Consider the following 13,105-nt stretch of genomic DNA (forward strand, 5'->3'; position numbering starts at 1 on the left):
AAGATGGGAGAACTGATTAATAAAAGCTATAAGCAGAATAAATGGCTCGTATGGATTAGCTTTGCCATCATCTTGCTCAGCTTTGTGCTGTTGTTTACCAACCATGTACGATCACAAAACGAGACGAGCAGATACATAAAGTTGAACGGCAAAACGTGGGAAATCGATAAGGACCCGAAGCCGGAATGGTTTACGAACCAGCAAGAGATGGTGACTTTTACAATCGACCTAAAAGAGGATTATCAAAACTATCTTAGCTCCATTGAGAAGCCTGACGATGAGGGAACGGAAGCCCCAGCGCCGGCGCCTGGCGATGAGGGAACAGAAGATCCAGCACCGCCGCCAGCACCAGTACCGGCCGATGTCGCACAACCCTTTACCATCGGCGCAACATACGATGGAAAAGCGGCAAACACCATTAAGGTAAGCAAAATCAATGAGGATGCTGTTTTTAAAGGAGAGTATAAGGTTGAGGTGTCTTTGCCTTCACAAAAAGATGGCCGGTTAGATGTAACTGTTGATTTTTCCGAAAATACATGGGGATTTTCAGGAAAACCGGCAAGCTTCAGCATTGAAAGAGATACCGTCAAGCCGAAACTCAGGCTCTCAGGGATTAACAAATCTCTCCATACTGATCCGGTTGAGTTAAATCTCCTCGTAACGGAGAAGAATTATCTCCATGAAGATGTTTCTGTTCTCGTTGTTATAGATGATGAAGAGGGGCAAGGTCAGCCTGCTGAAATTAGCTGGGATGAGAAAAACGCTAATAAAGGAACAGTCCCGTTTACCGATTCCGGGAAATACAGTGTTACCGCCTTCCTTGTCGATAAAGCCGGCAACGAAAGCGATAAAGAAACGGTTACGTTTACAATCGATAAAGGCGATCCGAAAATGTCCGGAGTCGAGACAGACGGGTTATATAATCGGGATGTCGCGATCTTGTTTGAGGATGACGGACGCATTACAAAGGCAGTTGCCACATTGGTGCGGACGTATAACGGCGAACGATTTGAGCAGGAAATCGATTTTACCCCGAAACATCTTGGCTGGCGGCTGAATCGGAAAGCCGAACTTACGCTTAAGGAAGAAGGCTTTTACGAAGGAACGGTCACCATTACTGATAATCAGGGACAGGAATTTAGCTATCAGCTCTCGTTTACGATTGATAAAACCGCACCGTTGATTTCGGTTACAGGTGCCGAGCACCAGCAGAAATATAACGAGAAAAAAGCGGTTGAAATCAACATAACGGAAGATCTTAAGCTTAATCCGGAAGCATCTGAAGTGAGCCTGCAAAAGAAATCGATCGGCGGCAAGCTAGAAAACCAATCGTTGAGTCTGGACTATTCTGAAGATGGCAAGACAGCCTCCGTAAAACAAGAGCTCGAAGATGGCATTTATGAGTTGACGATTCTAGCAAGCGATAGCGCCGGCAATAAAACGAAGAAAACGGTTCAGTTCACGATTGACAGCCAAAAGCCTGAGCTAGAGGTCCTTATCGATGGAAAGGCCGTAACGGATCAAAAGCATTATGCCAGTGGACAGCTTAGTGTCAAGATTACCGATTTGACATTAGATATAAGCAAAACGATCTTGACAATCAATAATAAAAAAGTGCCCTTGATAGTAGATAAATCAGGGACGATTGCTGTATTAAAACAAGATATGATATTAGCTGACGGTGATTACCAACTTTCCTTAAGCTCGGCCGACGGATTAGAAAATAGTGAATCGTTCGGACCGCTAACTTTTGTTGTGGATACCGGCGCACCGGAAGTGGCGCTAACCGGAATCGAACCAGGTGCTTTTGTCAAAAACGGTACGGTTACAATCCAAGTAAAGGAAAAAAATTATCCAACTAATCTCGTTACTTATAAGGTAGAAAAACGGAATGGCGACGGTCAATTCGCGGCCTATCAGGACGAGCGCTTCGCCAACTGGGAAAATACAGCTGAAATTTCCACCCTGGCATTACCGTTTGGAACGAGCGATGCAGCTGATAGCCGCTATGACGGGGAATATCGTGTGACTGTAACAGCGAAGGACGCTGCCGGAAATGAAGTGGAACGAACCGTTCAATTTACGATTGATGCGACGGCACCAGTTGTGGCAACAGAATTGAGCGCCGAGTTTAATAAAGGTCATTACGCACAGTATGGAACGGTTTCCATCATCGTCGATGAGCCGCAAGCGAATTTTGAAACGAACAATGTCAGGATTGATATTAAGAAAAAAGACGGTTCCGAGTTTAAACCTGCAGAGGGTATCAGCGGAACCTGGACTCAGAGTCCGACACGGGCCGCTTACCGGATTGTTTTTACGAAAGATGCTGTAGACAATGAAGGCGATTATCTCATTACAGTTGATGCCAAGGATAAGGCGGGGAATATGGCTTCGCCCCAATCGATTGGGTTCACAATTGACCACAGTGCCCCAGTGCTAGCCATCGATCCTGAATTTTCCGGCAAGGTTTATTTTAATAAAAATACTAGCTTTCATTTTAAAATAACCGATCCGAACATCGATTTAACTGGTAATGAGCTAGCAGTTCTGAAGGATGGTTCTGTTTTTTCAAAGGTTGGAAACATCAAGCTTCAGGCTGGTACCAGTGATACAGGTGTTGGCGCCTATACGTTTAACGAGGATGGCGATTATTCGGTAACGCTTGCTTCGACGGATAAGGCTGGCAATAAGAGCGCCAAAGTGGTGAGGGATTTCATCATCGACCAAACGGCGCCGAAGTTAACCATTTCCGGGGTAGACATTAATCCGAACAATCACCATTATTATCCTGAGCCAAAGCAAATTACGATTGCAGTTGAAGATCGAAATTTTGCCTTAGCTGATATCGACCTTAAGGTAACAAAAGATGGTGTCACGATTCCAATGGGAGAATGGAAGAAAGGGTACGAATTCACCAAGACGGGCGGAATACTGCTGGTTAATGCACAGCTCGCAAAGGCACTCAGCGGGGACGGCGACTATACCATTGCCTTGAGTTTGAAGGACAAAGCCGGTAACCGTTCGACGATTCCCCCATTTGGCTTTACTATTGACCAAACAAAGCCAACCATTGAGATTCAAGGGGTAGACCAAGATGCCTACTATAATACCGATAAGCAAATGGATGTAACGATCAAAGATAAGAACCTGAAACTGAACACAATTCAGGTGACGAGGGACGGCAGCAGCTACAATGCCGGAAGTTTCCGCGTTAACGGCGATACGGCTGTGCTAAGCCATTTGTTTAGCAAGGAAGGCACATATGAAGTCCTTGTCGAAGCGGTTGACCAGGCAGGCAACAGCTTTAGCCGTAAGGTGAAGTTTACGATTGATAAAACGGCGCCAGTCATTACGGCTAAATTCAAGGGTGAAAATCGCGTGATTCAAGACGGAGAGTTTATTAATAAAATTTTCACGCCACAATTTGTCTTGGATCAGCCTGAAGATACGATTGTGTCGGTTACGCTAAACGACGGGGCGAATATTAATGGCCATATTCCAATCGCGGCAACTGAAATGAAATATCGCTATCATGTTGCTGCCAAGGATAAAGCCGGAAACGAAGCGACGTTAGCTATTAGCTTTATTTTAGATACGACAAGACCGGAATTAACCATTTCAGGGATAGGAGATGGCTTCTTTAATAAGAATCTCACGCCATGGGTAAGGTACTCCGATAAGTATTTAGATGAGAGCCATTCAACGGTAACCCTTAATGGCGGCGAATTTAACAATCGCCAAGAGCTTGAACACGAACGCGATTATGTGCTAAAAGCGAACATTATCGATAAAGCGAAAAATGTCCATGCACGAACCGTTGTCTTTACGATTGATAAAACGGCACCGAAGATTACCTTTAAGGAGCCGATTTCTAGTCAGTATTTTAATAAAAATATCATCCCTGGTCTACTAATTGAGGACTTGAGTGACTATGATATTATTTCCCTGACTTTAAACGGTGAGCCGTATACAATCGGTACGCCAATTGAAACGGAAGGGAAGCATGTCCTTTTCATCGAGGCAAAGGATAAGGCTGGAAATATTCAGCAGATGACTGTCGAATTTATCATTGATAAAACACCTCCAAAGGCCATTTTCGAAGGCGTGAAGGAAAATAAGAAGTATTACGAAGCGGTGAAGGTCGGAATCCGTTTGGATAATCCGGAGGATACGATTAAATCCATCACTGTAAATGGCGAGCCATTTACTGGTGATGCGGTGACAAGAGACGGCTTTCAGGTGATTAAAACAACACTTAAAGACATCAAGCCGTATAAAATTAAAGTCCAGGCAGCCGATAAAGCGGGAAATGAGAAGACCTCAACACTATCATTCGAAATCGCCGAAAAGAGTGCACTCGTCAAATACTACGAAAACAAACCACTCTTCGCCGGCTCCATCGCCGGAGTTGCACTACTCCTAACAGCAGGTAGCGCCGTCATCGCTAGAAGAAGAAGGGTTGAAGAATAGGGTGTAAAAAAAGGTGTCAGGCACCACTCGTGGGCATTTGTCCTCCTGGAGTGGACACTAAATAATAACAAAGGCGATGGATTTTTCCATCGCCTTTGCATGTTCCAGCTTTATTAGTTGTTTTTTTGTTCTACAAATGTTTTGCTTTCGCTTGAGTATTCGTAGACTATATCTTGGTCATCCTTTGGAAGAATAAGCTTTTTGTCCTTGAGCTTCACATCCAGTTGTCCTTTAGCCGTAAAAATCGGTGTGAGAAAAGTGGACTCTTCTTGCTTAAGTCCTCCGGTATCGACGGAATAAACCCAGACATATGTTTCAGAGGTTCCATTGCTGGCGGCCATGATTACTTCCGGGATGTCGTCACCTGTTAAATCATATTCAGCGGAGGATAATGTAAATCCCTCTTTTAACATCCCCTTTTTATCAAAAGGGCTAGGATTGAAATTTGAGTTTAAATCCATTTGCCATTGATGGTTTGTGTTATCCGTCAAGAATAAACTTTGCGCGCCATTTGGTTGAACTTGTCCATAGATTTTCTTCACCTGGGTGCCTTCAAGGGTGATATCAAACGACTGACCATCCTCACCTACACCCGCATGTTTAAATCCCGCTAAAGAAATCGGAAGGTTTTCCTTCTGATCCACAGCAGGATCTTCCTTTTTAGCCGCTGCCGTCTCGCTTGTTTTCGGAACCTTAGGTTTTGCCTCTTCCCCAAACAACTGATGAAGTCCAAACCAAGTCCCGCCGCCGACTCCGCCTAGGATGACAATTGCCAATCCCAATTTCAAGCCATACCGTCTTAGGAACTTTACAAACGGGCTGGCCGTTGCGGTTTCAACGTCCTTTAGTAATTTTTGAAGGCTGGAGTTTTTGATTGTTTTCAGCTCATTACGGAGCGCTTTATTTTTCCAAATCGATTTTGGACTAGAGATTAAATATTTTCTTAGTGACCATTTATAGCGCGGATCAATCTCAACCTGTCTTGCGTTCCCGCGAATAAAGGCAAACATCGTCTTCTCATTACTGTGCCTTACGAGGTGTTCGAATAATCCTGGATAATCCACCCCGTTAGCTTCCGAGCCAAAGGCAATTAAAAGCAAGGGAATTTGTTCAGGAGCAGGATTATTTCGTAATATCCGCAACAGGACATCGCGCAGCTGTTCGCGCTCTACGACGGTTAACAATTTTAAATTAATCAACTCAGCTTGCGACGGGCTGCTGATGAGCTGGTAAAGGACATTGGTAACCTGATAGTTACTCTTTGCTTTTGCATCCTTTAGGTCGATTACATTTAATTTTTTCGGAAAAATGGTCCCGAATGACAGAATGTCCTCTGTGGAAATGTCCCGTAAGCGCATCGTACGTAACAGAGCCATCTTAACATTGGCCAGCAATTTGTTCTTAAATTCCGGAAACGGAGCAGTTTGATGCTCGATTTTAAAATCACTCACGGCCAGCACCGCCTTAAATGGCTTCTTTTCATTGCTGATCGCGGAGATGGCCTTTTTTATTGCCGTCGTTTTAAATTTCTCGATACTCAAAAGATAGGGTGAGCCCAGCATTATTTTCAGCTCATTAAGGATGTCTTCAATGCGGACAACCTGTTTAAAACGTTTATCAAGATAGGGCTCAAGGAGGACATCATAATCTGGATGCTCGTTAATAAATATCAATAACGCCTCATGGCAGTGCTTGTCCTGTTCAATTTCTTTCCATAATTTATCGAACAATGGGTCATGTTGATAATACTGAAGAGTCTCAAGGATGAAAGTGAGCGCCTCATCACAGCGCATGGATTTGTTGATGGCAATGACTGCACCAATGTAATCGAGCGCTGGCCTGGGATCTGCAGCTAATTTCTCCTCCGCTAACAGCTGTAAAAACAGCTGAACCAACTCTGGTTTCGCTTCAATTTTAGCCTGAGAAAATTTCAGCAAACTATGTAAAAAGCCAATTTTATTCTTCTGATATAAAGAAAGGTCGCTAGAGGTTAGCGTCAAATAAATCGCTGTTAACTGGTAATAGCTTGCTAGTTCCAGCTTCTGCTCGCCGCTCAAGCCTGATAACGCCATCTCTGCGAACGTAAGAAACTCATCAATCCGCATCGATTCAGAGAAATGGTGGAGGGCAAAGTCCAAATATTCGTGCTCCTGGCCATCAATATCAACACCGGAAATGCGGCCGCCGCCAGCAAAATCGAAAATAAACTGCTTTTCAATCGAACGGTCGGCGACATTTAACGTGCCCGGCTCATAAAACATCACATGAAGATAATTCTTTCCTGCCGGCTCACTCGAAAAAGTCAGCGCCCCTAATTTCCGCCGGTGGGCATATGGCAAATAAAGATAGATCAGTTCTAACAGCTGTAAGGCATATTTTGAATATTGCTCCACTGGTACACCAAGCGAAATGAACACCTTTTTTTTCCCGGCAATCGACGACATCACAGCATACAATAGCTGCTTAAAATGCACTTCAGTCATCCCTAACACATCAAGAAGGTCATTTTTCACAGATAGAATATCCGTCTCGCCATGGCCAACAGCCTTCCGCTCCGCCAGGACCTTTCCCAATCCGATATCGTAGGAGGTTTTAAAGTCATTCAGTTGAAAAAGCCTGCTAGGCTGTTTAATCCAGTCATCCTTCATGCCTTCCGGAATAATATAGTTATGCATGAAGAAGGTGCTCCGCTGGCCGGTGAAATCAGCGGGCACGAACACGGACTGACCGATTACAAGCTCACCGGTTTCCGGCTGAAAAATCGTTACGGCTTCTGGATAAAGGGAAGCGTCCTTTTCACCGCGCTCGGTTAATGTTTGGGGCGCATGATACATACAAAACGGGTGCAAATACTTCTTCACAAATGCTTTATCAAGCCCTTCAGAAATCGCAATCGTGTCATAGCCGTCGGTCGCGTGAAAAATCCCGCCACGTTCCCGGGTATACATCTGTTGTTGAATGAACTTATCGGTCACTGCTCATTTCTCCCTTCAATATACCCCAGCTTATAAAGCAGCCAGATAAACGGCTCATCAACACGGATCGGACTAATAATGCCGCTGACCTGCTGATCGACCGGGTTGCTTCCAAGGGCGGATACCGCAAAATAGGAAGTATCCTTAAAATAAACATCAAGGGCATTCACAAACGGAATATCGACTTTTTGCAGGAAGCGTCTGATTTCGCCGTTGATATTTTCATATTCATCGAGATTCAGAAAGCCGCGATGGGTGACATTATGAAAAACATTGCTGTTATTGCGGATATATTCACCTTCTTCGTGTTTTAGGGCATTTAAGAGGTCGCTCTTCGTTAACACGACGGCGGTTGGGATATCCGTTTTACTATGTTCTTGATGGGCAATGAAATCGCCAAACAGCGATATCACGACCTCGCGTGGCTCATCGGCTAAACCAACAATCTTCCCGGGATTTTCACCCATTTGATGGAGCAACTTTTCACGGATGGCGCGAATCTGCATCGGATCAACAAGGAAGAGAATGCCCGCTGAATTTTTGATATGGGCCGCATGCAGCTTAATGTATTCCTTGTCGGTCATCCCTTCGCCAGCAACGTCGAAAAATACGAGTGTCAGCGGCGCTTGGTCCTCATCCTTAAAGACAAATTGAAAAATAAACGGCTCCTGCCGGTTAGTTGTTTCCGTTGATTTTAGTAATTTTCCATTTTCAAAAAGCGGAATTTCGTACTCTCTGCGGAATCGCTTGCTAATTTCATTATCAAGCGGAATACAAGCGGCATCGAAATTGTTCGCGGTCACATGCTGCAGCGTATGAATCAGCGACGTCATGTAAACGGATTTACCGACGCTTGTGGCGCCCACAATCGAGACGATATTGCTTGGATGCTTGCCCGCGGTAACCGGAAGGTCGTTATGGCATGCCGGGCATAAGCGATTCTTCGTCACGACCGTATATTTATCAGAGACACCCATAAGAACACGGTCAGAATAAATTTTGTTTTCATCAGGAATCAGTGCCGGATAAATAATCGCCTCAAGTTCATCAATTGGGGCGAGCCCGAATTTCTCGCGATATTTGTTCAATAGTTCATCTTCCTGAAGCGCTAGCGCCTCATCATCGTCACGATGGTGGGCCGCACGAAAGACGACGTCTTCATGATGAAATTTTGAAAAACAGTACGGACAGACAATATCGTAAAATGGCAATCTTTCTTTCGGCGGTTGTTTTTTTTCAAAGATACGTTTTAGTAATGCAAACATGTAAGGGCCCCCTATTATTCAGGAATTAGCTCGAAATTTTGCGCTGATGTCCTTCCGTTGCTAAAAAAGATGCGAATAAACTCATTTTTGTCGATTTCAATTTCCGGCGCTACCGTTTTCCCTGAGGGGAAGCCGCGCACAAATGGATAGACCGTCCCGTCTTCAATCGAGATTGGAACGCCCCCGCTTTTTTTCACATATACGAGCAGTTCTTTATCAAGCTCAAGCTCAGACATGATCGATATTTTGACCTTTTTCCGAGACTGAAAGAGTTTATTTTTATACGTGATCGAAAAATAAATCTTCGCTTTCGAGCCGGAAATAAAAATAAGATTTTCATCGTTTTCCTGCCTGTAAATGACGAGTTTTCCGTCCCGTTTCTGGCAGGGGAAAATACGAAACGCATACCGGCCAATCGCATCGATTCTCCCAAGATATCCCTGGTTTGCTTTATATTCCTCACGGGTGTAAAGTGTCAAATCCTGTTCGGTAATCTCGCTGATTGCTCGGATACCGTCGGCCGGAGCTTTGTAAATATAAACAAAGTCAATCTCGTTGGACCAAAACCAGGTGAGATGAACTTCAGAATCACGGACGGCCTTGCGTAAGTCTTTTATTTCCTGGATAGGGGAAGTAATGGGTTCCCAGTTCACCGAATATCACCTCCAACACTTTAAAGCTTAAGCGCCTTAAAATCCTTTGTTATAATGATTTTTTTTCGAGGACGGATCCCGGACTGAAAACTCGGACCCGCCGGGGTGAAGTCCCGGACGGCCGGCAAATTTCTCGCGAATCGGGATGATCATCGTTCCGAGGCCAGTCAATGCAGTCAATAATATCGCTGCGGCCATGCGGTAAGAGAATCCTGACAGCAGGCTGTCCTGCAAACCAAGCTCAAGTACAAGCCCGGCCAATAATCCGGAAATCACCCCGGTTATTCCATAGCTTTTTGCCAGGTAACGGTTGTCAAACACGATTCCGAGCGCGAGACCAAACAGTCCGCCGATTAACGTCATCAAAACAACTCGCAGCACCGCAAGATAAAGGCTGTCTTTAAACAAGCCGTGCCGTTCCGTGACGAGCAGACGGTCCTGGCTTTCTAAGTAAATTTTTTCAAACACATTTGTTAATTCATCGGCTTTTTTGACATCATAGAACGAACCGCCCGTACGCGATGCAATCAATTTGAGGAGTTGGGCGCCGCCGCGGTCAATTTTGCTCATCCCTATTGTATTAATGATAATATCATCATTTTGGTAAGGCTTGACCACTGCATCAAGGTCAAGTTCACTGTAGCCATCGGAAAACAGAATGACCATTGGTTTCCGGCCCTTCTCTTGATGGTCGCCAATCTCCCGGATGGCCGTGTCCAAGGCACCGGCAATATCAGTGCCGCCGTAATATTCCAATTCCTTGATTTGTTCCACGGCAGCTGAACGTTCGGATTTGTCGCTAATGTTAAACATCGATTTGGTAATAGAAGCTTTCTCATTAAAGGAAATGATCGAGGCACGGTGATCCGGCTCCATATTGGAAATCAGCTTACCAGCGGCCTTCAGACTTTCACGGCCAGGATCGGTTTTATTCATGCTGTCGGAAATATCCATAACCATGACAATATCGTCCGGCGGTTTGACGCTTGAGAAATTAAGAGAATATAAGAATTGAAAAATAAGTCCGGCAGCAAACAGCATCACAAGTGTCGACGGAACGAGAAACTTCCAAGAAAGACCTGAGTATTCTAAGCGCCAGCTCCGGCCGTTAATGACCGGGCTGATAATTTCTGCCAGCAGAACTAGCAAGCCGGCAATAAAGGCCAGCTGGCCAAAATAGGCGCCCATTAACAGGATATTGGGCCAGACGCCGTAATAGGACTCCAATAACCATTCGCCAATTACAGCGCCAATAAATCCGGCGATAATACTAAATATAAAAAAGAGGAAACTAAATTTTCGAACCGGCATCTTTAAAATCTCCTTAAGAAATAGAGTTGGTTTTTACGGCTTCGGAATGGAATTGATAACCATTTTCGCAGTACGCTTTGTAGTATCGTTGACCGTTGCGGTAGTACATTAAGTCTTTTAGCTGGAAGCCTCCCATCAGAGCCAGCTTTTCAATGCCACTCGATTTTTTCTCATGGGTGCAGCCCGCCTTGTACTGCCTTGTTTCCTGTTCTTTTTCTAAGGCATATTTCATGAATTTGCTGTAAAAATCACCAAAGAAGTACCTTTCCTCGTAGCGATGTTCATGGGTATAGTTATAAACTTCAATATGAATCGCCGAATTTTCTTGGAGGCGGGCATTTAATTGCTTGAACAAATCCTCTTTGGAAAGAACATCCCGGTTGTCATAGCGCGTCATGACATTGGCCCGTTCTAACAGCTCATCTTCAAAGCTGCGGTGGAATTCCTCCTGCGTTAACACCTCACGATTGCAAATGAGCAGGACTCTTTCTAACAAGGCCGCAGCGCCGTTTTCAAGCAAGGCAAGCAGGTTTCCGAAGAAGCGCTCATCCATCAGAAAGTTTGGCCCACGTTTTTCCTTCAGCTTTCCAGTTATCGCGCTAATAATCTCCCCATAGTATTCGGCGATATTTTGATCCAAATAATCATCGGCATCATAAAGACTCTCAAGCGCCGCTTGCTTCAGGCAGGATTCAACCTCGTCAATGAGTTCCATTTTCTTGCGGATATACAGGTGTCTCGCTTCTAACACCTCTAGGTATTGCGTTAATATCGCTTGTTTTACCTCAAGCTTGAGTATTTCGTACTTTGCCCCGTAAACCGCATCGAAAAAGTAGCCCAGGAAGCTGTTTAGGTTTTTCTTATCGGCAAAAGGGAGGTAACTCTTTTTGAAATCACAGCTGTCGACCATTTGCTGGCAGAGCTGCTCGAGCTCTGCTTCTGCTGCTAAGCGGTCGTTTTTTGTGCTCCGGAGCCGTTTTTGGATTTCATTGATGACACTCACCTCAGACGGGGAAGAATCCGGGGCGGTCCATAAATAGGCGCAATATATGCCGTAGTTTTCATGATTGATCACATTGTCAGCGAGGCAGCGCCTGATATTCTCTTTTAAGTCCAGTGTTTGTAAAAACGAGCGGACAGGCTCTTCAAAGTTGACGGCGAAAAACGCTTCCGTACCGCCTTCATACAAATATTCTTCCGCTTCCTTAACCGACATTCTTTTGACGGTTTGATAAGAATGGGAGACCGCCATTAAGCTATTCATGTCTGCTAGTTTTTCGGCGGACGGCAGAAACTTAAGAAAATATTTTTGAAATGACGCCTCAGATAGTCCTAGCAGGTCGAGGACTTTTTCAACCGGCTCGACACTTGAAGCTTTTAAAGACGCAAGGACTTCATTGAAAAAATGGCTTGCCGCTTGAAGCGCAATCGCTTTGTTGGGGCGGTTCACCTTGGCAAAGCCCGCGGATGCGTAAACTGGTTCCGCTGAATTACCCCTGATTCCTCTTTTGAAATCCTGATGATTATAGCTGTCCATCTTTTCATGGTAGTCGGTAATCATTTTTCGGTTTTTTAAGAGATTGAGATTGCTGATAATCTCATAGTTTTGTCGATTAGCATCACTTGAAATTAACCCATCTTCATTTTTGTCGCTTAATAAATAGACCAGGTCAAAGAGTGGGGAAGGAGGGTGACTAACCGGCAGCCTCAAGTGATCCTCAGTCAGCTGGATGTCCTTTTCAAAGCTGTATTCATCGGCTTGATAGCGATCCAGTTCGTTGAGAAAACTAATCCCGGCCGCCGTCGACAGGGAAAAGTTATCGCCATCCTGCTTTTCCTTGATCAATCCATATAAATCAACCTCAACAAGTCGGAACGACTCCTGGAGAATACTTTTTAACAGCAGCGTAAATTCCTGGATCAGGATATTGGCAGGGTCGTCGATCGCCGTCACCACACAAACATTGACTTTTTGCAATGAGGAATAAACTTTGCCGTATTCTGCGACCTTTGATGACAACTTTCGAAAGGATTTATTCAGTTCGATCAGCAAATTTTCTTCACGGTAAAAGGCATCGTAAATGCCCTTGCGTTTGTATTTACGGTCAAGTCCATGGCCGGGGATCTGGATCGATAACAGATTATCCCTCGTAATGGTGTTTGTTTGATGGGCGTGAAAATATAAGACTCCCGAGCTGTTATGCCATTTCTCTTCATTAATCGTTATGACCGACTGGAGCGCATCCTTGACAGAATCACCCAAAAATAAAAAGACAATCGGATGGTTGACACTGCGCTGTTCATTTTCTTCAAGTGTCATTTTCTCAAGCTGGTTAGCATAGGTGTTGGCATACTTTTGTAGAAGTTCTCGCAAGCTGTTCCCCCCCAAGCTGGGTATGATAAGATGGCAGGCCACAGCAAATCCCGC

6 protein-coding genes are annotated in these 13,105 nt (G+C 44.7%); 1 reads left to right on the forward strand and 5 read right to left on the reverse strand.

Annotated features, from left to right (window positions below):
* Positions 1–3: 3 nt before the first annotated feature.
* Positions 4–4,473, forward strand: coding sequence for an Ig-like domain-containing protein (locus ACFVSW_RS17815; RefSeq protein ID WP_387317989.1), 4,470 nt, complete (start codon positions 4–6; stop codon positions 4,471–4,473).
* A gap of 113 nt (positions 4,474–4,586) precedes the next feature.
* Here the strand turns inward: ACFVSW_RS17815 and ACFVSW_RS17820 are convergent, their stop codons facing one another.
* From ACFVSW_RS17820 to ACFVSW_RS17840, 5 genes are read right to left on the reverse strand one after another with little or no spacing between them, the layout of a single operon-like run.
* Positions 4,587–7,448, reverse strand: a complete 2,862-nt coding sequence (locus ACFVSW_RS17820; protein ID WP_387317990.1) for a GAP1-N2 domain-containing protein — start codon at positions 7,446–7,448, stop codon at positions 4,587–4,589.
* On the reverse strand, positions 7,445–8,713 hold the full coding sequence (locus tag ACFVSW_RS17825; protein WP_387317991.1) for a TRAFAC clade GTPase domain-containing protein: 1,269 nt from the start codon (positions 8,711–8,713) through the stop codon (positions 7,445–7,447). Before ACFVSW_RS17825 ends, ACFVSW_RS17820 begins: the two co-directional genes overlap by 4 nt.
* A 14-nt stretch (positions 8,714–8,727) precedes the next feature.
* Positions 8,728–9,366: a beta-mannanase gene (locus ACFVSW_RS17830; RefSeq protein ID WP_387317992.1), complete on the reverse strand. Its 639-nt coding sequence runs from the start codon at positions 9,364–9,366 to the stop codon at positions 8,728–8,730.
* Positions 9,367–9,402: 36 nt separating this feature from the next.
* A complete protein-coding gene (locus tag ACFVSW_RS17835; RefSeq protein WP_387317993.1) occupies positions 9,403–10,677 on the reverse strand; it encodes a vWA domain-containing protein in 1,275 nt (424 codons plus the stop codon).
* Positions 10,678–10,690: 13 nt separating this feature from the next.
* Positions 10,691–13,051, reverse strand: coding sequence for a hypothetical protein (locus ACFVSW_RS17840; RefSeq protein WP_387317994.1), 2,361 nt, complete (start codon positions 13,049–13,051; stop codon positions 10,691–10,693).
* Between the last annotated feature and the right edge of the window lie 54 nt (positions 13,052–13,105).

The sequence above is a fragment of the Neobacillus sp. NPDC058068 genome (assembly GCF_042885335.1).
Lineage (GTDB): Bacteria > Bacillota > Bacilli > Bacillales > Cytobacillaceae > Neobacillus.